This window comes from Halosimplex rarum (assembly GCF_047715405.1).
Classification (GTDB): Archaea; Halobacteriota; Halobacteria; order Halobacteriales; family Haloarculaceae; genus Halosimplex; species Halosimplex rarum.
Map to the genome: position 1 here is coordinate 842,596 of NZ_CP180412.1, position 20,928 is coordinate 863,523.

The following is a 20,928-nucleotide window of genomic DNA, read 5'->3' on the forward strand; positions in this document are numbered from 1 at the left end:
TCTCGGTTGGTACGCACTCCGCAAACAAATGAAATAATTCTGCGAGTATGTGTCTGATTGTGGTATTGTCAGTAAGTGAGAACGGGTTATGACAGCAATACTGAAGGACCTGGGACCGTTGATTGTGGTCGTCGGTGACGAATGACCGAAACCCTCTCTCTGGCGGTCTCGAAGCGGCTCGTGACCGACGGGTACGCGTATCCGTCGGTCCGCCTGCGAATCGCGGCAGACGCGGGTGAACCGGTCGCGGTTCGGCTCGTCGAGTCGCTTCCCCCGGGTGTGGACGAGACCGCCGTGGGATTCCACGAGGACGAGGGGTACGAACACTGGTCCGTGACGGGTGAGTCTCGGATCGTCTACGAGGACGTCGTTCGGGAGTCGCAGCCGGCGTCGACGCTCTACGCGATCGTCGACGCCTCGCGAGACCTGCTCGCCGCGTGTCTGGAGACCCCGGACGTCGAAATCGCGCGGACGGACGATCTCGACGCAGTCGACGCCGCCGACTGGACGCCGCTCGCCGACGACCGGATCGACGTGTCGATCGGTGGCGCGTCCGGCGGCGACGCCCGCCCTGTGGACCGACAGACCAGTCCTGGGGGCGGGGATTGGGGCGGTTCGGAAACCACGATGACCGAGGACGAACAGCGGACGACAGGTGAACAGAACGGTGAATCGACGGAGTGGGGCGAGCGGACGGACGGTGACGAACGGACCGAGCGCGACGATCAGACGATGCGCGCGACCGAGTCGGGCGAACAGCGGGGAGACCCTTCACAGGCGGCCTCTGATGGCGGATCGGGGGCCCTGACTCGCGGTGGGTCGGCCGACACCGAAGCGTCGGCGTCGGACGAACCGACGACGAAGCCGGACGAGACTGCCTCGGCCGGGACTCCCGTATCTGATGCGACTGCAGCCAGCGAAACAGTCGATCCCGGCGAAACGACCGGTGAGACGGCCGGTCCGGCGGTACCGACCCAACCGGAACCGCACGGGTCGGTGGTCGAGCAGTTCGCCGAGGAGCTCCGGCGCGACGAGCCGTCGTCGCAGGCGGTCGCGACGCTCCGGGACCACCTCGGCGCGGACACCTCGGGGAGCGTCGACGCGAAACTCGACCACTGCATGTCGCGGATCGGCGAACTCGACGCGTACGTCGACGCCCTCGAAGCGTTTCTCGACGACGAGGGCACCGCCGAGCAACTACTGACGGAAGTACGCGAGGACCTGCGGACCATCGAGTCGCGCGTCGAAGACGTGGAGCGACGGGTCGACTCGGTCGAGGCCGCCCAGTCGCGGCTGGACGACCGACTCGCGTCGGTCGAGTCCGACCTCGATACCGTTGCGGAACTCGACGATGCGGTCGACGACCTCGACGCGTCGGTGGCCGAGACGCGCGCGGAACTGACCGACGCGGTCGCGGAGGTCGAAGCGGAGGTCTCGGCGCTCGGCGAGGACGTCGAGAGCGTCGAGGAGTGGCGTTCGACAGTCGTACAGGCGCTCTCGGCGGCCCAGGAGAATTCGTCGGACGGCGACTCAGACGCGGACTGACCGGCCGCCGTCTCGCCCGATTTTTCGCGGGTTACGACTCCGGGAGCGAGACGCCGGCGGCCCACATCTCGGGACTCCCCCCTCGACTCATGGAGTCGACCTGCCCGGCGACGAACAGTTGCTCCTCGGTGGCCGTCACGACCTGCATGTCCTCGTACTCGAACGTCCGGTCCCAGTCGCGTCGCCCGATTCGATCGGTCCCGAACAGCCGGGTGCGAGTCGCCACGGCGAACCCCTCGTCGAGGGGGACGAAGTCGGTCGGTGCGAGGCCTTCGAACCTGCGGCGCCAGACGGGGGAGCCCCGGTCGTCGACGACGGACAGAACCACCTCCTGTCTGTCGTGGTCGAATATCTCCCCGAGGATGGCCGCGCCGCCGGACCGGGGGAAGACACGGAGCGCCCCCTCGGCGTATCCCGCGAGCGTCCGGCGCCACTCCTCGCGGCCGGACTCGTTGGTCGCGAGGAGCGCGGGGACGGTCCCCTCGACCGAGGGCGGTCTCGACTCGCCGACGAAGAGGTAGCCGCCGTCGTGACGGGCACTGACGTCGTGAACGTCGAATCCGTCGAAGGAGTACGTTCGGAACCACTCCCGGTCGCCGTCAGAATCGGTCCCGACGGCCCACGCGACACGGTCCTCGTCCTCACCCATGCCGCCGCCGACGACGACCCCTCCGTTCGGTCGCCGACCACTCGCCGTCGAATTCGGTTCGAGTGCGCTACCTAGCTCGATGTAGCTGTCCCATCGGCGCTCGCCGTCGGGCCCGAGCGACAGGATCCACGGCCGGCTCTCGTCGCTCGCGTGGGTGACGGCGACGTACCCGTCGTCAGTGCGGACGAACCACCCCTCGTACCACTCGGGGGCATCGATGCGAGCGTCCACGTCCGTGGTCCCGTCGTGCAGGAACTGAACCACTCGGAGTCCGTAGTCCGTCTCGCGGGGGCTGACGAGGAGGGCGGCGCCCTCGCCGTGTGCAGGCACCGCGCCGATGGGCTTGTCGTCCAGCGTTCCCAAGGTCTCCGTCCAGACCGCGTCGGACCGCGAGGTCGTCCGCGGCGTAACGGTGTCGGTGCCTCTGTCGACGGATCCAGCGCGACCCGACCCGCGCCTCCCGGCTCTTTGCGCGTCGGCTGTCGACGCCGAGCGAGCGACGGCGCCGAGGACCCCGACGCTCGCGACGCCGCCGAGCGAGGCGAGGAACCGTCGGCGAGGCTGTTCGGAGGGCATCGTCGGCGGGACGCCGCCCGCGGACAAAACCGTTCCGACAAAAGACATTTATCCCGGCCGGCCGGGCGAGCGATCGATGCCCTCCACGCAGACGACCGGGTTCTCGATAGCCGCGATCACCGTCGCGGTCGTGATACTCGCCGCCGCCGTTCCACCCGGCGTGGCCGCGGCACCGGAACCCGACCCGCCGACCGAGGCGACGGCCGATCGGACGGCGGTCGAGAGCGACGGACTGAATCTCACCTTCCGGACCGGAGCGCGCGTCGAGTTCGGCGACCTGGACTCGACGGGCGCCGTCCGCCGACAGGTCGCGGCCGGGCGCCTCCCCGAGGAGGCGATCTTCCCGGTCGGCGACCCGTTCGTCGTCGAGATCACGCACGCCGGTCTTGCGGAGGAACTCGGTGACGGGAACGCGACGACGGCGTTTCTCGACACGTTCGGGACGCCAGCGGCGAACCTGACGTTCGAGGGGAAGACCGGACCGATGCGGGCCTCCAAATGGATCGACCCGTTCCCGAACGGGACGCGTGCGTTCGTCGACGCGGCCAACGACACGACGTACGTCGTCGTGGACACGGACCGCGTTGCGGTCGTGTACTCGGACGCGCCGGGCCCGGGGGTCAACCGGAACGTCTCGCAACCGATCGTGGATCTCCCACCGAGTCTGGTGCAATCCGACCACTTCCGCGCCAAACTGACCCTGGCTGGCGGGTCGAACCTGACGGCGGGCGACGAGCGCCTCGTCGCGACGCGGGATTTCGTCGTCCGGATCCGGACCGCCGAGATCCGGTACGACGACGAACTGCGCGAGCGGGTCTACCTCGACTCGGCGCCGAACCAGACGATACGAGGAGTGACCAACGTCCGGCCCGGGCTGAACATCACCGTCCGTCTCCGGTCCGACTTCACCGCGTCGGATTCGGACGACTGGGTCGCCCGCCAGACGACAGCCACCGTCGCGGAGGACGGGACGTTCTCGGCGGTGTTCGACCTGAGCGACGTCTCGGACGGTACAGTGGTAGACGCGACCGTCCGTTTCGACGAGCGAAACATCCTGGACCGTGAGGGCTACGATTCGCCGGAGTCGGTGACCGTCGTCGTGACTGCTCCGACCGGGAGCGTCGAACTTCGGGGGACCGAACGGAACGCCTCCGGGAGTTACGACGCGGTCACCGTCGACGCGACCCTCTCGCGCGGCGGCTTCGTCGTCCTCCACAGGGGGACGGCGACGGGACCGATCGCTGGCGTCTCGGGGCATCTGTCCCCGGGGAACCACGAACGGATTCCGGTGTACGTCGGCTACGCCACGGAGAGCACCGACGCGCTCGTCGCCGTCGTCCACCGCGACGAGAACCAGAACGGGTGGTTCGACAACGCCTCAGTCGACCGACCGTACGCCACGAGCGGTGACGCCGTCGCGGACACCGGCTTCGCGCCCGCGTCCCCCGAGCCGACGATCAAGACCGCGACACCGGGGACGGCGACTGACACGCCCGCGTCCACCGCGACGGCCACCCCCGCCACAAACGGGACGGGAACGCCCACGCAGGCGAGAGTGGATACGGATACAGGGGCGCCGATGTCACCGACGGCAGATGTGTCTGCGGGCGCGAGCGGATCGACCACCGTGAGCCAATCGGCTTCGCCCGCGTCGGCGACTGAAACAGAAACGAAGGGGACGACCACAACGGGAGCCGGCCCCGGGTTCGGCGTCGTCGCGGCACTCTTCGCCGCAATTATCGTGATCTGCCGTCTCCGACAGCGCTGACGCCACAGCGCTCCGATTTTGTCAGACTTCGCTATCTTCGCCCTCGACGCCCGGCGCCGCCTCGACGTCGACGTCCTCGGGTTCGTCCCGTCCGCCGACCACGAGGTCGCCGTCGGCTGTCTCCACATAGGCGTCGTCGGCGAAGCCGCCCTCGGCGTGAGGATGCTCGGGGTCCTCCAGTTTCTCGGGGGTCGATGGCGCGTCGGCGACGCCGTCGGCCGGGCGGAACTCGCCGAGCGGGTCGTCGATGGTGATGCCGTGGCCCTCGAAGAAGTCGGCGTAGCGGTCGTAGTGAGCCTCCAGTTCGTCGCTGGGGAACTCCATCATCTCCGTCCAGCCGTGGTTGTAGAAGTCGAAGTTGGCCTGGATATGGGTGATCTCGCGAGCTTCGGCCTCGGGGAACCCCTCCTGGAGTGCCGCGACGTAGGTGTCCATCGTCGCGGCGAAGAAGTCGTCGAGGTGGGCCCGCCGTTCGTCGCGTCGTCCCTCCTCGGCCTTCCCGGCGAAGATGTCCGTGTGCATCCCGACGAGCCGGTCGGTTACCTTCTCGCCGACGACCGGGAGCGTCAGCGCCTGCTTCGCCGCGAAGTGACGGACGTTCTGGCGGAGTTTCATCTCGTCGGAGCGGTTAGGACGGGACGCTCTTGAACGTCTCGCTCGCGCGGTCGGTCACTCGATCCGTGTTCACTCCCGGGTACGAATCCCGTTCCAGATGACGGAACGATCAGAATTTCCGTTCATGGCGTGCGTTTGCCAACCAACCCCATGGAGAGATAGCAACCCACATTAACCACGGTTACGAAGATGTCGGGCATGAGCGCATCCCACGTCATCATCGGTGATGGCATCGCGGGGAGTTCGGCAGCGGAGACGATTCGCGAGGAGGACCCCGACGCGGACATCACCGTGATCACCGATGAGGGGGAGGCACTGTACAACCGGATTCTGATCAAGGAGTTCGCCAAGGGGAAACTCCCCGAGGCACCTATCTCTATCCACGAGCCGGAGTGGTACGACGAGCGCGACATCGACCTCCAGCTCAACACGTACGTCACGACAATCGACACCGAGGCCAACGAGGTACACACCCACGAGGGCACGGTCTACGACTACGACAAGCTCCTCGTCGCGACGGGCGGGACGCCCGCCAGCCTGGCGAGCTTCGGTATCGAGAACGCCGACGCCGAGGGCATCGACCACTTCTGGACGTTCCAGGACGCCCGCTCGATCAAGGAGAACGTCGAGAACGCCGACCAGGGTATCATCGTCGGCGCGGGCCTGCTCGGCATCGACCTCGCGGCTATCTGCGGCGCCCAGGACCTGGAATCCAACTACCTGATGCGCGGCGAGTGCTGGTGGCGCTACGCCCTCGACAAAGAGGGCGCCGAGATCCTCCACGACGCGATGCGCGAACGCGGCGTCACGCCGGTGTTCGACTCCGGCGTCGACCGCTTCGAGACCGACGAGACGGGGCAGGTCGAGGCGGCCGTCGACCCCAACGGCGAGCGCTTCGACGGCGACTGGGCCGGCGTCGCCATCGGGCTGAGCTTCAACACGGAGTTCCTGCAGGAAACGCCCGTCGAGACCAACGACAACGGTATCGTCACCGACGAGTTCATGCGCACCAACGTCGACGACATCTACGCAGCCGGTGACATCACCTGGTTCTACGACACCATCCTCGGCGAGATGGGCGAGAACGGGTCGTGGGGATCCGCCAAGGAACAGGGCTCGATCGCGGGCGAGAACATGGTCGAGGACCTCCGCGACGGCGGGGAGACCGACGACCCCGAGGAGTTTCGCTGGGTCTCCTCGTACTCGATCACGCACTTCGACTTCCCGTTCCTCTCCTTTGGCCACCCGACTATCGGCGACGACGAGGCCAGCCAGAAGTTCAGCGACACCGAGTGGCGGCGCCTCGCGTTCAAGGACGGCAAGATCGTCGGTGGCGTCCTGATCGGCGACCTCTCCCAGCAGTCCAAGTACAAGAAGCTCATCCGCGAGGAACGCGAGGTCGCCCAGCACAAGGACCTCCTCATGGAGGAAGACGTCGACATGGACAAGCTCGAAGAAGCGGCGCCCAAGGCCGAGTAAGGCTCCGGTTCGAATTTTCCGCGATTCGGTCGATTTTCGGATTCGCCGCAGAGCAGTCAGCTAGACTGAATGAAATCCTTTAAGTGACAGAGCCGTCCAGTCCGCGCCATGTCAGTTTCGGTGGGTGACACGTTGGAGGACGCGGTGCAGCGACTGTTGACCGTCCCGGGGCTCCTGGTGGTGGTCCTCTTTCTGGGGTTCAGGCTCGCCAACCCGGTGATTTACGAGACGTTCTTCGCGCGCGGGATCGAGTTCGCGCTCAGGGAAGCGGGGGGGTACACGATCAGGGAACTGGAAGCCGAACTGATCGAACGGGGGTACAGCTCGTTGCTCCCGCTCCTCGACGGCCTGACGGAGACGGGGATGGACGTCTCCTTCCCGATCGCCGTGGCGATGCTGGCGGTGCTCCCCTTCGTCGCGGAACTCCTGCACGTCGTCGGAGTGCGGGCGCTGGCGGCGCGAGACCCAAACAGCGTCCCGCTGGAGGAGATCACGTCGGGCCTACCCGGCGCGTACGCGAAGTCGCTGGTCGCGAACTTCGTCGCGCTGGTGTTGATCGTCCTCGGAGCGCTGTTTTTCCTGATTCCGGGTATCGCGCTGGCGGTCCTGTTTTTCTTCGTTCGCCACCGGATCGCGCTGGCGGGCGACGGGGTCTTCGAGGCGATCTCCCAGAGCTACGCGCTGGTGAAGGAGAACGCCCTCCAGATGTTCGCGCTCGCGGCGGTCTTCTGGTTGACGTACCTCGTCGTGACGTTCATCAGCGGGCTGGTCCCGCTCGGTGATCTGACGGGGCCGTTCCGACGGGCGGTCGAGACGGGCGTTATCGTCTTCGGCATCTCGATGCTGACGAGCGCGTACCTGCAGGCGGTCGGCGGCGTCGGCGGCCGGGCGAGCGCCGCGGCAGCGGGTCAGACCGACGGGCTCGGGGCCTGATCGAAGCCGTTTTCCCCCGTCCTGTGCGTCTGTCGAGTATGGACAGCGGCGGCAGCAGCGACATGACGCTCGCGTTCGACCTGGACGCGCTGAAGGAACTGGCCTACCCCGATCGAGTGTTTCAGGACGCGCGCCAGTGGAGCGAGTACGTCGGCGTCGTCTCCGACCAGCCGACCTACGTCGTGACGAACTTCACGCGCAAACACCGGATCCGGCAGGACTTCTTCTCGGGACCCCGCTCGCGCGCCGAGAGCCTGGAGAACGTCCAGCGCCAGTTCGGCACCGAGCGGCACGTCTTCGTCGGCATCGACGACGAGGACGCCGACCTGGCCGAGGAGGTCGGCTGGGAGTACCTCGCTATCGAGGACGCCGCGGAGGCGGCCGACTGGGAGCTCGGCGAACCGGAGACCCCGGACGACGTGGCCGGCGACGACGAGCGCGACGACTGGCCGTAGTGCTCCCAGTCCCGCCGCGCCGTTCTCGCGACCCGTACCGCGGCGTTTAAACGGCTGACAGCGGTACCTCCGACAATGGCAGAGCCGCGCGTCCCCGGGAGCGAGGGGGCCGACATCGAGTTGCCCTGCGGCGAGACGGTGGCCGTCCACGACCTGGACATGGGCCTGCGGGAGTACGACTGCACCTGCGGCGACGTCCACGCCGTCGTCATGGACGTCCACCCGCTGGGCCGGTTCGTCCCCGAGTTCCTCGTCGAGGTGCTGACGGACACCATCGAGACCGCCGACGAGTTCCCGGAGTTCACGACCGCCCACGTCATGGCCAGCGTGATGGAGGAGTTCCCCCAGGAGGTCGTCGTCGAGGACGTCTCCGACGACGGACAGGCCGGCTACTCGATGGTCTGGCTCACCGACTTCGACGCGCGCCGTCTCCACGAGGTCGTCGTGGAACTCGTCGTCGAACTGATGGACCACGCCGTGAGCCACGCCGACGACGAGGAGGCCACCGCGCAGTTCGAGCAGTGGCTCCACGAGTTCGACGTGGCCGCGTTCGTCGACCAGTACCGCGAGGAACGCGAGTTCGAGACCGAACACGACTCCGCGGTCTGAGGAGCCCTACCGACTTCGATTGTCACACCCTCGACGATGCTCGGCCGTCAGACGGCTGTCTGACGGCGTTTGATGATATCGGCGACCGAAGGGTCCCGCATGCGCACCCGTCAGCGCGAGTTCGAGCGCATCCGCTCGGTGCTCCGGGAGGCCGACGCCGAGGAACCGCTGACGGCGCGGGAGATCCTCGACGTCCTCGAAGCGCACGGCGAGGAGTTCGACAGCGCCCACCGCGTCGCGACCGTCCTCGGGCAGCACGCGCGGTCTGGCGAGGTCGAGGTCGTTCGCGACCAGCCGTTCCGGTACCGCGTGAGCGACCGGACCGGCTGACCGCTGCCGACCCCGAATCGGGCCCCGCCGACGCTCGACGAGGGGGCCGGCCGCTCCGAACCGTCGGTGATTTATGCGTCGTCGCGCTGGATTCGGTAGCGACGCGGCCGCCGTACCGACCCGCGCCGGCGGCCGGCCCGATCACCCGGAGGGCCCCTCGAATCGGGGCCGGAACCAGCCATGGGCGACACCGTTTTCCTCGAATCCGTCGGACAGACGGACGACGCCCGTAGAATACGATTTTCGAAACTGGGTTTCGATATCCGTATTCTTTCGCCGGGTTTATTACGACGAGCGGACTCCCCCCGAGTAATGACACAGGAAGAGGACCGTACGATCTTGCTCATCGGGAGCGGCCCGATCAAGATCGGGCAGGCGGCCGAGTTCGACTACTCGGGGGCACAGGCGTGTCGCGCGCTGCAGGAAGAGGGCGCCCGCGTCGTGCTCGTCAACTCGAACCCGGCGACGATCATGACCGACCCGGAGATGGCCGACGCCGTGTACATCGAGCCGATCAACACGGAGGCCATCTCGGAGATCATCCGGAAGGAACAGCCCGACGGCGTCATCGCCGGCCTGGGCGGCCAGACCGGCCTGAACGTCACCGCGGAACTCGCCGAGGAGGGCGTCCTCGACGAGTACGACGTGGACGTGATGGGCACGCCGCTCGACACCATCTACGCGACCGAGGACCGCGACCAGTTCCGCCAGCGCATGGAGTCCATCGACGAGCCGGTCCCCGAGTCGGTGACTATCGAGTCCATGGACGAGGTCGAGGAGGCCGTCGAGAAAGTCGGCGGCCTTCCGGTCATCATGCGCACGACCTACACCCTCGGCGGTGCCGGGTCGGGCGTCATCGACGACATGGACGAACTCAAGAAGGCCGTCCGCAAGGGCCTGCGACTCTCGCGCGACGACCGCGTGATGATCACGGAGTCCATCGACGGCTGGATCGAACTGGAGTACGAGGTGATGCGCGACGCCGACGACTCGTGTATCATCATCTGCAACATGGAGAACCTCGACCCGATGGGCATCCACACGGGCGAGTCCACGGTCGTGACCCCCTCGCAGGTCATCCCGGACGAGGGCCACCAGGTCATGCGCGACACGGCCCTCGACGTCATCCGCGAACTCGGCATCCAGGGCGGCTGTAACATCCAGTTCGCCTGGCGCGACGACGGCACGCCCGGCGGCGAGTACCGCGTCGTCGAGGTCAACCCGCGCGTCTCCCGGTCCTCGGCGCTCGCGTCGAAAGCGACGGGCTACCCCATCGCCCGCGTCACCGCGAAGGTCGCGCTCGGCAAGCGCCTCCACGAGATCGAAAACGAGATCACCGGCCAGACCACGGCCGCCTTCGAGCCCGCCATCGACTACGTGGTCACGAAGGTGCCGCGCTGGCCCAAGGACAAGTTCGGCGACGTCGAGTTCGAACTCGGGCCGGCGATGAAGTCCACCGGCGAGGCGATGGCCATCGGCCGCACCTTCGAGGAGTCGCTCCTCAAGGCGCTGCGCTCCTCGGAGTACGACCCCGCCGCGGACTTCTCGACGGTCTTCAACGACGAGCTCGAAGACCACTACCTCGAACGCCCCTCGCCCGACCGCCCCTACGCCATCTTCGAGGCGTTCAGTCGCGGCTACACGGTCGAGGAGATAAACGAGATCACCGAGATCCGCGAGTGGTACCTCGAACGGTTCCAGCGCATCGCGGACGCGGCCGAGGCCGCCCAGAACGGCGACTACCAGGCCGCGGCCGACGTCGGCTTCACCGACCAGGAGATCACGGCGCTGGCCGGCGGCGAGTTCAACGACACGCACGCGTCCTGGCTCCCGGTTGTCGAGGGCCCGGACGCTCCCGACGACGATACCGCGATGGCCGACGGGGGTCTCGCGAGCGACACGAGCGAGACCTCGTCAGAGCCACGCTCTGACGGTGGGGCGGAGACCGAGTCCGCGGATGCAGCGAGTTCGCCCGGTCCCGATGCGACCGTCGACGAGGTCGACGCCCAGACGTCGGACCGCGACTTCAAGCTCGTCGACACCTGCGCCGGCGAGTTCGCGGCGACGACGCCGTACTACTACTCCTCGCGCGACCCCATCTCGGGGCTCGGCCGCGACGAGGTGCAGGTCGACCGCGACCTCGAGAGCGTCGTGGTCGTCGGCGGCGGCCCGATCCGCATCGGACAGGGCGTCGAGTTCGACTACTGTTCCGTCCACGCCGTCCGCGCGCTCGAAGAGGTCGGCGTCGACGCGCACGTCGTCAACAACAACCCCGAGACCGTCTCGACGGACTACGACACTTCCGACGGGCTGTTCTTCGAGCCTATCACGGCCGAGGAAGTCGCCGACGTGGTCGAGGAGACCGGCGCCGATGGCGTGATGGTCCAGTTCGGCGGCCAGACGTCCGTCGACATCGGCCACCCGCTGAAAGCGGAACTCGACCGCCGCGGCCTCGACTGCGAGATCATGGGCACCTCGGTCGACGCGATGGACCTCGCCGAGGACCGCGACCGCTTCAACCGCCTGATGGACGATCTTGGCGTCGCCCAGCCCCAGGGCGGCTCCGCCACGAGCGAACAGGAAGCGCTCGACCTGGCCCACGAGATCGGTTATCCGGTCCTCGTGCGTCCCTCGTACGTTCTCGGCGGGCGCGCGATGGACATCGTCTACAGCGACGAGGACCTCAAAGAGTACATCGAGGAAGCTGTCCGCGTCAGTCCGGACAAGCCGATCCTCGTGGACGAGTTCCTCGAGGGCGCCGTCGAACTCGACGTCGACGCCGTCTCCGACGGCGAGGACGTCCTCATCGGCGGCATCATGGAGCACGTCGAATCCGCAGGCGTCCACTCCGGCGACTCGGCCTGCATGATCCCGCCGCGCTCGCTCGGTCGCGACGTGAACCGCAAGGTGCGCCAGGTGACCGAGGACATCGCCCGCGCGCTCGACACGGTCGGGCTGATGAACGTCCAGCTGGCCGTCAAGGACGGCGAGGTGTACGTCCTCGAAGCGAACCCGCGCTCTTCCCGTACTGTGCCGTTCGTCTCGAAGGCGACCGGCGTCCCCATCGCGAAGCTCGCGGCGAAGGTCATGGCCGGCGAGACCCTCGAAGACCTGGACGTCCACGAGCAGGTCCCCGAGCAGGTCTCGATCAAGGAGGTCGTCCTCCCGTTCGACCGCCTGCCGGGCTCGGACCCGCGTCTCGGCCCCGAGATGAAGTCCACCGGCGAGGTCATGGGCACCGCCGACTCGTTCGGCAAGGCCTACCAGAAGGCCCAGATGTCCGTCGGCAAGGCCATCCCGCTCGAGGGGACCGCCGTCGTCGACCTCTCCGAGAGCGAGTTCCCCGGCCGCGAGACCGAGGCCGGCGAGGAACTGGTCGAGGGCTACGCCGAGCACTTCGACCTCGTCCAGTTCGACGACGAAGACGAGTTCGTCGCGGCCATCGAGAACGGCGAGGTGGACATCATCGTCTCCCGCCAGCGCAAGCCGCTGCAGACGGCCGTCGAGGAGGAGATCACCTACTTCTCGACGCTCGCGAGCGCCCGCGCGGCCCTGGAGGCCATCGAGGCCGCCGACGAACCGCTGGACGTCCAGCCCGTCGGCCAGCGCGTCAAGCGCGACGAGTACTGGGGCCAGCCCAAGGAGAACTGAGCGGCGGCTGACTGCGGCGACCGAGCCCCCCTCCGCTCTCCTCCGCTCCCGTTTCTATCGCCGGCCGAGCGTCTTTCCGTTCACGCCACGAACGAGCCGTATGGCCTACCAGACGACGATCGGGTGGTCGCTCGTCTCGTCCGGAATCGTGACGCTACTGCTCAAAGCGATCCCGGGCGACTCGCTGTGGTGGGGCGTCCTGTTGCTGGTGGTCGGTGTCGTCGTCCTGCTGTATCGGCAGTTCTGAACGCCGACAGCTGGTCGGAAGCGGAGCCCGGTTCCGCGTCAGTGGCCGCCCGAAGAGAGGTTGAGGCCGACGATGCCGACCACGATGAGGCCGATGAAGGCGATGCGGAGGGGGTCGCCGGACTCGTCGAAGAGGACGATCCCGAGCGCCGCGGTCCCGACCGCGCCGATGCCCGTCCAGACGGCGTAGGCGGTCCCGACCGGCAGGGACTCGACGGCCTTCGCGAGCAGGACCATACTGATGACGAGCGCGACGACCGTCGCGGCCGTGGGGACCGGTCGGGTAAGCCCCTCGGAGTACTCCAGCCCGACGGCCCACGCGATCTCGAACAAGCCGGCGATACCGAGCAGATACCAGGACATGTCGCCGTGCTTGCGGCGGGTCGGGCCTGTGCCTTCCGGTTCGGTCCGTGGAGCGCGATGAGGTGTGATCGTCGCCCGTCGAGCGGTGAAAATCGTCGGTGTTTATATTCTGGATATGTGATGAACTGGTATGGACGACATCTTCGTCGCTCGACTGATGAGTTCAGGAATCCAGTCGGTCGGACCGGAAACGCTCGTCGAAGACGCCGCCGAGCAGATGCTGAGCCGCGATATCGGGTCGCTGGTCGTCGTCGACGACGACAACCAGTTGCTGGGCATCCTCACGACGACGGACTTCGTCGACATCGTCGCCAAGAGCAAGCCGAAGGCCCAGACCACCGTCGAGCGCTACATGACGACCGACGTCGTCACGACGACGGCACAGGCCTCGATCGTCGACGTCGCCGACCTCATGATCGAACACGGGATCCACCACGTCCCCGTCATCGACGACGAGGAAGGCGTCATCGGCATGATCTCTACGACCGACCTCACGGGCTACATCTCGACCGTCCAGACGCCGTCGCCAGCCTGAACGCCTTCGCCCTCTCCTCGGTCGCTCCGTCCGCCGCTGTCGGCGACCGGACAGCGTGTCGTCGGTCGGTGTGCACCGGGTCGGCAGATCGCTTCCGTTCGGGCGTCCCGATGGCCCCGAACCCGCAACTCGACCGCGTCACTCGGTCACTACTCGCGCGGTTACCGGTCCGTAGCTGACCGAACGGTGGCAACTACACTTGTCCCGGGCGCTCCGTATCTCACAGTGTATGGGACAGGGCCCGTCCGACGAGGCTGACGAGACAGGAGGGGACCCCCCAGGGATCGTGCGGGCACAGATCGAACCGCGGTCTGCGACGGCCGAGAACGAGTTTCTCGAACTGATCGCGCGACTCGAAGGGGTCGACCCGACGGAGTTACCGTCGCTGTACCGCGAGGTCGACCACGCCGTCGAGAACCTCTTCAAGCGGCCGCCGTCGTCCGAGGCGCAGATGGAGATCGCCTTCTCCTACGCGGGATACAGAGTCACGATCGACCAGCGAGGGCACGTCAGGCTGGTCCGGGTCGGCGACACGGTCCCGTAGCCCGCGAGCGGTCCAACCCGTTCGGTGACCGGTCAACGTATTTCCCGGTCGCCCTCCAACGGCAGCACATGGCCTTTCCCAGCTACTCCGAGTACTGGAACGAGATCGAGCCGAGCCTGCTGATCCTGGTCGGGTTCGTGCTGTTCGTCTTTCCCGAACCGGCCACGTCCGTGCTCGGCGCGGGGCTCCTGCTGCTCGGCGCGTCGTGGTGGTTCTACGAGTGGGAACGGTGACCGCTTCGCCGGCTCAGGACCCCCTGGTCACCCGACCGAGACGTATTAGGACGTACCCTGTCCACAAGGAATCGTAGGCGTATTCTGATAAGATCCGGGTGACAACGTCGGGGTAATGACCGCCGAGACGTGCGCGACGTCGCCCGGAGGGAGTCGATGAGCGACGGTAGTCCCCTCGACAGGGCGATGACACTGGCGGAGATGGCGCCTCACGCGTCCGTGACCGTCGGCGTCCTCGCTGGACGCGAGGAGTCGTTTCCCGACGGGCGGCTGCACCAGCCGCCCGTCACGCGCCTCGACGGGACGGAGGCGCCGGCGTACGTCCTGACCAACGGGAAGCGCGGTATCGGCCTGGGAACGAAGCGCAACACGACGAAGCCGGCCGGCGACCGCGGGACGGCGATCGTGGTCACGGACCGCCGGACGCTCTGTCTGGTCGGCGGCGACGAGGCGGACAGCGTGATAGAGGTACCCCACGATTCGGTCGTCGCGGCTTCGTACCACACGGGGCTGCTCGCTACCCGGTTCGTCCTCCGGACGCCGCGCAAGCAGTACCACTGCTGGGCCAAGCGGTCGACGAGCGAGTCGCTGCTCGCGGCGGCCGCGGAGTACGTCGAGGAGCGCACGACGGAGTCGCCCGAGGAGATCGAGACCGACGACGGCGCCAACCAGCTGACCTATCGCGGCCAGCCCATCAGTCGCGAGAATCACCCCGGCGTCCCCGACGACCCACCGTCGGATTCCGGGGCGACGGACGACGGTGAGGGGACGGATAGCGCGACGCAGAACGGGAACGGCACCGACCACACCGAGGAAGGGTCGGAGTCGCGGATCCAGTACCGTGGGAAGCCGGTCGACCGGTCCGAGTGAACCGGTCCGGAGAAGGGTTCGGAGCGCCGGAAAAGCGCGTAGAGCGGTCGGAAAACGGGTAGAGCGGCGGAGAAGGGGTCGAAGGCGGTTCCCGTCGTTAGTTCGTCTGCGTCGCGACGGTGTCGTCCTCGGCCATCGCGAGCACGTCGTCGAAGAAGTCCTTCGAGTCGTTGGGGCCGGGGTTGGCCTCGGGGTGGTACTGGCGGGTGATGATGTCGAGTTCGTCGTTCTCCAGGCCCTCGGGGGTGTCGTCGTTGACGTTGATCTGCGTGACGTCGAGGTTGTCGCCGGGGTCGGCGACGGTGTAGCCGTGGTTCTGGGTGGTCATGACGACCTGGTCTGTCCGCAGGTCGCGGACCGGCTGGTTGACGCCGCGGTGGCCGAACTCCATCTTCTCGGTCTCGCCGCCGAGCGCGTTGGCGACGACCTGCTGGCCGAGACAGATGCCCGCGATGGGTTTCTCGCCGACGTAGCTGTCGACGAGTTCGTTGGCCTGGTCGAAGTTCTCCGGGTCGCCGGGGCCGTTGGAGATAAAGAGGACGTCGGGGTCGAGGTCGGCGACCTCGTCCTCGGTGGTGTCGTGGGGCATGAGGTGGACCGTCGCGTCGCGCTCGACGAGCGACGTGATGATCGACCCCTTCGCGCCGCAGTCGATGAGCGCCACGTCGGCGCCGTCGCCCTCCTCGTTGTAGACGACTGTCTCGGGCGTGGTGACCTGGTCGCCGATGTCGACGTGGTCGCTCATGTGCTTGCACTGGTCGAGTTCGTCGAGCGCGTCCTGCTCGGTAACGCCCTCGCCCGCGGCGATGCCGCACTTCATCGCGCCGGAGTCGCGGATCTCGGTGACGAGGTCGCGCGTGTCGAGCTTGTCGACCGCCGGGACGCCTTCCGCTTCGAGCCACTCGGCCACGTCGTCGGTGAGGTCGCGCGCGACGACGCCGCGCGGGTGGACACGGTCGGACTCGAAGCGCTCCTCTCGGACGCCGTAGTTGCCGATCAGGGGGTAGGAGAACGTGAGGATCTGCTCCTCGTAGGACGGGTCGGTCAGACTCTCCTCGTACCCGGTGTACGCTGTCGTGAATACCAGTTCGCCGCGAGTCGTGCCCGGAGCGCGAGCGCGCGCCTCGACGACGCGTCCTCCCTCCAGTGCCACGTAGGCGTCCGTCATTACGAGATGCGTATACCACCTCCGTGCATAAGCCTTGCTTTCGAAGCCAGGTTACGAATTTCGTAACGGTCAAGTGGGGGCGCGGGGAAGCCACGGGTATTCGATGGACGACCTCGACCGGCAGATCCTGACTATCCTCCGCAGGGACGCGCGGACGCCGTACACGGAGATCGCGGACAGCGTGGGGACCTCCGAGGGGACCGTCCGCAACCGCGTCGAGTCGCTCGTCGACGAGGGCGTCATCGAGCGCTTTACCGTGGCGACGCGGACAGGGAACGTCAAAGCGATGATCGAGGTCGGCGTCGACGTCAGCGTCGACACGCACGACATCAGCGAGCGCGTCGCAGAGTGGCAGGAGGTCGACTTCGTCTGGCAGGTCTCCGGCGAGGAGGACGTCGTCTTCGTCGTCGACGCCCAGGACACCGAGCGCGTCAACGAGATCATCACCCAGACCCGGGAGCTGGAGGAAGTCGTGAGCACGAAGACGAGACTGATTCTGGACGAGCGGGTCGGATAACTGCCCCACCCCGAAATCGACAGAACTCGGCCGGTTCTCTGCAGACCCGTCGGCCGACGTCGCTTCTCCTCAGCCGGGGACCGCTCGCTGTAGTACGTCGCGAGCGTCGTGGATCGCGTCGTACATCGGTAGCAACAGCCTGTCGGTGAGGTACGTCTGTCGCCGGGGCTCGACCCGCCCGTCCCGGATCGCGGCGACGAGGCTCTCGGGCGTGAGTTCGTCGGCGTAGACGAGCGTATGGACGCGGCCGAGTTCGAACGGGAAGTGGGCGTCGCTACCGCCGACGACGGGTATCTCGCGCTCGTCGGCGATCCGCTCGATCTCCGACCGGCGTTCGGGGTGTTTGCCGTTGACCTCGATGGCGTCGAAGGGCGCGTCGGCGTCCAGAACGGTGCTGTCCCGGAAGGGGTGCGCGATCACGGCCACACACCCGCGGCCGTGGGCGTCTTCGACGACCGCGGCGGGGTGGCTCCTGTCGCCGTACGTCCGGTCCGGGGGGTCCGGTCCGACGACGAGGACGTGGCCGTGGCGGGTCGTCACCTCGATGCCGGGGACGAACACCGGGTCGTCGTTCACGTACGGGACCCGGTAGTTGTGGTTCGTGAAGGCGACCCCGTCGATCCCCCTGTTGCGGGCCGACGCGGCCATCAGCCTCGCTCCGTACGGGTCGAACGCCGTCGGGGCGCCACGCGGGTTGTGGAAGGGTCGCGTGTGCAGGTGGAGGTCGACTGCGAACACGTGCTAGCAAGGGGCGATAGTCGTAAAGACCTGCCGCCCCTCGTCTCCACATGCGCCGCGTCATGGTCCGAAATCCGACCGGCGGCGACGGGACTGACACCGAGACCGCCCGCGAGCGCGCGGGCGAACGGGGTATCGAGGTTCGAGACAGCGACGAACCCGGAGACGCCGTGACGCTGGCGCGAGCGGCGGCGGACGAGGCCGATCAGATCCTCGCGTGCGGCGGCGACGGCACGGTGAACGAGGTGGTCCGCGGCGTCGCGGAGGCCGACGCGCTAGACGAGGTTGAACTCGCCGTGGTCCCGGCCGGGACGGGCAACAACTTCGCCGAGAACCTGGGGATCGAGTCCGTCGAACAGGCGTTCGAGGTCGCCGAGGAGGGGGACCGTCGGCGGCTCGACCTCGGCGTCGCGGACGGGGACGTCTTCGTCAACTCCTGCATGGGCGGCCTGATCGCGGAGGCCAGCGAGGACACCGACGACGAGACGAAGGCGCGGATCGGGTCGCTCGCTTACGCGCTCCAGACGCTCTCGGACGCCCGCCACTACGAGGGGCCGCTGCTGGAGATACGCGCCGGCGCGTCTCACGATCCGCTGTGGTCGGGGACGGCGCTCGTGTTGCTGATCGGGAACGGCCGCCGCTTCCTCGGTGGCGGCCGCGGTCAGGCGAACCTGGAAGACGGGCGACTGGAGGTCGTGATCGTGGAGCAGGCGCCCGCTATCGACTACCTCGCCGAGGGCGCGCTCCAGCGATTGCTGAAACAGGATGCCTCGCACCTCACGCGACTCACCACCGAGGAACTACTCGTCACGACGACCGACCGGCCGATGGCGTTCAGCTTCGACGGCGAGATCGTCGAGCGACAGTCGATCGACGCGAGCGTCCGCGACGGGGCGATGCAATTTCGCGTCGGCGACACCTACGAGCCGACACCGTCGCCGTGGCCGGACGAGTGAGGCGGATCGGCCGTGGTCCGCGTCTCGACGGACCGCCGTGAGTCGAAGACTGTTTGAACCCGCTCGCCGATGTAAATCTCATGAGTTCGGAGGACGCGGGGGCTTCTAGCGGTCCCGACGACGCGCCGGGCGCCGGTGCGAACGACGAGTACCACGAGAACGCCGAGCAGGCCGTGATCGCGGTCGACGAGAACGACGAGGAGCAGGGCCTCGTCAACCGACTCGACGCGCACACGGGAGACGGACGGCGCCATCGGGCGTTCACGTCGCTGCTGTTCGACGAGGAGGGACGGATCCTGCTCGCCCAGCGCAGCCCGAAAAAGCGCCTCTGGGACACCTACTGGGACGGGACCGTCGCGTCGCACCCGGTCCAGGGCCAGACCCAGGTCGAGGCCACCCGCCAGCGCCTCGAAGAGGAACTGGGCGTCACGCCCGACCAGTACGACGACCTCCGCGTGACCGACCGCTTCGAGTACAAGCGCTACTACATGGACGAGGGCGTCGAACACGAGGTCTGCGCGGTGCTGAAGGCCACCCTGCTCGACACGTCCCTCGATCCGGACCCCGACGAGGTCGGCGGGCTGATGTGGGTCCCGTACGAGCGCCTCTACGAACACCCGCGGTGGTACCGCCAACTGCGCCTCTGTCCCTGGTTCGAGATCGCGATGCGCCGCGACTTCGAGTGAGGCACCGGGCCCGGCTTTTCCTGCCGAAACTACATTCGGTGTCGCCACGCTAGCTAAGGCATGGCACGCGTCAACCCGGCGACCGGCGACCCCCTGGAACCGGTCGCGACGGACGACGGCGAGGACGTGGAAGCGGCGCTCGCGACCGCGACAGAGGCGTTCGAGTCCTGGCGAGAGCGACCGATCGAAGAGCGGACGGAACTGATCGAACGCGCCGGCGAGGTCCTCCGCGAGCACGTCGACGAGTACGCCGAACTGATGACCGCGGAGATGGGCAAACCGATCGACAGCGCGCGGGGCGAGGTCGAGAAGTGCGCCTGGGTGTGCGACTACTACGCCGAACGGGCGCCCGAGCACCTGCAGGACCGGCGGATCGGCGGCCAGTCGGGAGCGAAGACGTACGTCGCCCACGAGCCGCTGGGGCCGATCCTGGCGGTGATGCCCTGGAACTTCCCGTTCTGGCAGGTGTTTCGGTTCGCCGCGCCGCACCTCACGGCGGGTAACGTCGGCCTCCTGAAACACGCGTCGAACGTCCCGGGCTGCTCGCGAGCGATCGCCGAGGTGTTCGAGCGCGCGGGCTACCCCGACGGCGTCTTCCAGTCGCTCGTGGTCGATTCGGACGCCGCGAACGAGGTGATCGCCGACGACCGCGTCGCCGCGGTGACGCTGACGGGGAGCGAGCGGGCGGGCCGCGCCGTCGCCGAAACCGCCGGCCGCGAACTGAAGAAGTCGGTGCTCGAACTCGGCGGGAGCGACCCGTTCGTCGTCCTCGACGACGCGGATCTCGCGGCGGCGGCCGAGACCGGCGCGCGCGCCCGCTGTATCAACTCCGGGCAGTCCTGCATCGCGGCCAAGCGCTTCGTCGTCCACGCGGACGTGGCCGACGCGTTCACCGAGCGGCTGGTCGCCGAGATGGAGTCGCTGACAGTCGGCGATCCGACCGACGAGGCGACCGATCTCGGCCCGCAGGCGCGCGAGGACCTCCTGGAGGACCTGCACGACCAGGTCGAACAGAGCGTCGACGCCGGCGCGACCGTCGAGTGCGGCGGGGAGGTGCTCGACCGCGAGGGGTTCTACTACCCGCCGACGGTGCTGACGGGCGTGCCGCGCGACGCGGCCGTCGCGACGGAAGAAGTGTTCGGACCGGTCGCGGCCGTCTTCGAAGTCGAGGACGAGGCGGCCGCGATCGACCTGGCGAACGACACCGACCTGGGACTGGGGGCGTCGGTCTGGACCGGCGATCTGGACCGCGGGGAGCGGGTCGCCCGCGAGATCGACGCCGGCTGTACCTTCGTGAATGAACTCGTCAAGTCCGACCCGCGGCTCCCCTTCGGCGGCGTCAAGAACTCGGGGTACGGTCGGGAGCTCGGTCGGGACGGGATCCGCGAGTTCGTCAACCGCAAGACGGTGTGGGTGCAGTCCGCCGGCGAGTGATCGGGCGGCGAGTGCTCGGGCGGCGGCT

Annotated in this window: 22 protein-coding genes; 17 read left to right on the plus strand and 5 right to left on the minus strand. The window is 67.7% G+C overall.

All coding sequences use genetic code 11. The annotated features are described in order from the left end of the window. Positions 1-141: 141 nt before the first annotated feature. Positions 142-1,545: a hypothetical protein gene (locus ACMGFH_RS04165; protein ID WP_415381522.1), complete on the plus strand. Its 1,404-nt coding sequence runs from the start codon at positions 142-144 to the stop codon at positions 1,543-1,545. A gap of 31 nt (positions 1,546-1,576) precedes the next feature. On the opposite strand, the gene ACMGFH_RS04170 is transcribed toward ACMGFH_RS04165, so the two are convergent. Beyond that, positions 1,577-2,770 carry a hypothetical protein gene (locus ACMGFH_RS04170; RefSeq protein WP_415381523.1) on the minus strand — a complete coding sequence of 398 codons (1,194 nt, stop codon included), beginning with the start codon at positions 2,768-2,770 and terminating at the stop codon, positions 1,577-1,579. A gap of 76 nt (positions 2,771-2,846) precedes the next feature. On the opposite strand from ACMGFH_RS04170, the gene ACMGFH_RS04175 reads away from it, so the two are divergent. Beyond that, positions 2,847-4,538 carry a BGTF surface domain-containing protein gene (locus ACMGFH_RS04175; protein ID WP_415381524.1) on the plus strand — a complete coding sequence of 564 codons (1,692 nt, stop codon included), beginning with the start codon at positions 2,847-2,849 and terminating at the stop codon, positions 4,536-4,538. Between the two features lie 21 nt (positions 4,539-4,559). Here the strand turns inward: ACMGFH_RS04175 and ACMGFH_RS04180 are convergent, their stop codons facing one another. Then, positions 4,560-5,153 carry a DUF6149 family protein gene (locus ACMGFH_RS04180; RefSeq protein WP_415381525.1) on the minus strand — a complete coding sequence of 198 codons (594 nt, stop codon included), beginning with the start codon at positions 5,151-5,153 and terminating at the stop codon, positions 4,560-4,562. 198 nt (positions 5,154-5,351) lie between these two features. Here ACMGFH_RS04180 and ACMGFH_RS04185 point away from each other — a divergent pair, with 198 nt between their 5' ends. The 7 genes from ACMGFH_RS04185 to ACMGFH_RS04215 all read left to right on the plus strand — a co-directional run bounded on the left by ACMGFH_RS04185 (position 5,352) and on the right by ACMGFH_RS04215 (position 12,857). Beyond that, a complete protein-coding gene (locus ACMGFH_RS04185) occupies positions 5,352-6,632 on the plus strand; it encodes an NAD(P)/FAD-dependent oxidoreductase (RefSeq protein WP_415381527.1) in 1,281 nt (426 codons plus the stop codon). A 108-nt stretch (positions 6,633-6,740) separates the two neighbouring features. After that, positions 6,741-7,565, plus strand: a complete 825-nt coding sequence (locus tag ACMGFH_RS04190) for a hypothetical protein (RefSeq protein WP_415381529.1) — start codon at positions 6,741-6,743, stop codon at positions 7,563-7,565. A 38-nt stretch (positions 7,566-7,603) separates the two neighbouring features. Then, on the plus strand, positions 7,604-8,020 hold the full coding sequence (locus tag ACMGFH_RS04195; protein WP_415381530.1) for a hypothetical protein: 417 nt from the start codon (positions 7,604-7,606) through the stop codon (positions 8,018-8,020). A gap of 75 nt (positions 8,021-8,095) precedes the next feature. Next, on the plus strand, positions 8,096-8,629 hold the full coding sequence (locus tag ACMGFH_RS04200; RefSeq protein WP_415381531.1) for a DUF5815 family protein: 534 nt from the start codon (positions 8,096-8,098) through the stop codon (positions 8,627-8,629). A gap of 99 nt (positions 8,630-8,728) precedes the next feature. Beyond that, positions 8,729-8,959, plus strand: coding sequence for a hypothetical protein (locus ACMGFH_RS04205; RefSeq protein ID WP_415381532.1), 231 nt, complete (start codon positions 8,729-8,731; stop codon positions 8,957-8,959). A gap of 312 nt (positions 8,960-9,271) precedes the next feature. Then, on the plus strand, positions 9,272-12,610 hold the full coding sequence (gene carB / locus ACMGFH_RS04210) for a carbamoyl-phosphate synthase large subunit (protein ID WP_415381533.1): 3,339 nt from the start codon (positions 9,272-9,274) through the stop codon (positions 12,608-12,610). Between the two features lie 100 nt (positions 12,611-12,710). Beyond that, a complete protein-coding gene (locus ACMGFH_RS04215) occupies positions 12,711-12,857 on the plus strand; it encodes a hypothetical protein (protein ID WP_415381534.1) in 147 nt (48 codons plus the stop codon). 38 nt (positions 12,858-12,895) lie between these two features. On the opposite strand, the gene sugE is transcribed toward ACMGFH_RS04215, so the two are convergent. Beyond that, positions 12,896-13,219: a quaternary ammonium compound efflux SMR transporter SugE gene (sugE, locus tag ACMGFH_RS04220; protein ID WP_415381535.1), complete on the minus strand. Its 324-nt coding sequence runs from the start codon at positions 13,217-13,219 to the stop codon at positions 12,896-12,898. A 130-nt stretch (positions 13,220-13,349) separates the two neighbouring features. On the opposite strand from sugE, the gene ACMGFH_RS04225 reads away from it, so the two are divergent. From ACMGFH_RS04225 to ACMGFH_RS04240, 4 genes are all read left to right on the plus strand, one after another. Beyond that, on the plus strand, positions 13,350-13,754 hold the full coding sequence (locus ACMGFH_RS04225; RefSeq protein ID WP_415381536.1) for a CBS domain-containing protein: 405 nt from the start codon (positions 13,350-13,352) through the stop codon (positions 13,752-13,754). A 229-nt stretch (positions 13,755-13,983) separates the two neighbouring features. After that, entirely contained in the window at positions 13,984-14,298 is a 315-nt protein-coding gene (locus tag ACMGFH_RS04230) for a HalOD1 output domain-containing protein (protein ID WP_415381537.1), read from the plus strand. A 68-nt stretch (positions 14,299-14,366) separates the two neighbouring features. After that, the gene (locus tag ACMGFH_RS04235) at positions 14,367-14,531 is read left to right on the plus strand and encodes a hypothetical protein (protein ID WP_179918330.1); all 165 of its coding nucleotides are present in this window, start codon (positions 14,367-14,369) and stop codon (positions 14,529-14,531) included. 156 nt (positions 14,532-14,687) lie between these two features. Next, a complete protein-coding gene (locus tag ACMGFH_RS04240) occupies positions 14,688-15,401 on the plus strand; it encodes a hypothetical protein (RefSeq protein ID WP_415381538.1) in 714 nt (237 codons plus the stop codon). A 97-nt stretch (positions 15,402-15,498) separates the two neighbouring features. Here ACMGFH_RS04240 and carA read toward each other — a convergent pair whose 3' ends face one another. Continuing rightward, positions 15,499-16,569 (minus strand): glutamine-hydrolyzing carbamoyl-phosphate synthase small subunit, encoded by a 1,071-nt coding sequence (gene carA / locus ACMGFH_RS04245; protein ID WP_415381540.1) that lies wholly within the window; start codon positions 16,567-16,569, stop codon positions 15,499-15,501. A 103-nt stretch (positions 16,570-16,672) separates the two neighbouring features. Here carA and ACMGFH_RS04250 point away from each other — a divergent pair, with 103 nt between their 5' ends. Beyond that, positions 16,673-17,086, plus strand: a complete 414-nt coding sequence (locus ACMGFH_RS04250) for an Lrp/AsnC family transcriptional regulator (protein WP_415381541.1) — start codon at positions 16,673-16,675, stop codon at positions 17,084-17,086. Between the two features lie 69 nt (positions 17,087-17,155). Here ACMGFH_RS04250 and ACMGFH_RS04255 read toward each other — a convergent pair whose 3' ends face one another. Next, positions 17,156-17,824: a CehA/McbA family metallohydrolase gene (locus tag ACMGFH_RS04255; RefSeq protein WP_415381542.1), complete on the minus strand. Its 669-nt coding sequence runs from the start codon at positions 17,822-17,824 to the stop codon at positions 17,156-17,158. Positions 17,825-17,874: 50 nt separating this feature from the next. Here ACMGFH_RS04255 and ACMGFH_RS04260 point away from each other — a divergent pair, with 50 nt between their 5' ends. The 3 genes from ACMGFH_RS04260 to ACMGFH_RS04270 all read left to right on the plus strand — a co-directional run bounded on the left by ACMGFH_RS04260 (position 17,875) and on the right by ACMGFH_RS04270 (position 20,900). Then, positions 17,875-18,780 (plus strand): diacylglycerol/lipid kinase family protein, encoded by a 906-nt coding sequence (locus ACMGFH_RS04260; protein ID WP_415381543.1) that lies wholly within the window; start codon positions 17,875-17,877, stop codon positions 18,778-18,780. Between the two features lie 80 nt (positions 18,781-18,860). Beyond that, a complete protein-coding gene (gene idi / locus ACMGFH_RS04265) occupies positions 18,861-19,466 on the plus strand; it encodes an isopentenyl-diphosphate Delta-isomerase (RefSeq protein WP_415381544.1) in 606 nt (201 codons plus the stop codon). 60 nt (positions 19,467-19,526) lie between these two features. After that, the gene (locus ACMGFH_RS04270) at positions 19,527-20,900 is read left to right on the plus strand and encodes an NAD-dependent succinate-semialdehyde dehydrogenase (protein WP_415381545.1); all 1,374 of its coding nucleotides are present in this window, start codon (positions 19,527-19,529) and stop codon (positions 20,898-20,900) included. Positions 20,901-20,928 lie beyond the last annotated feature (28 nt).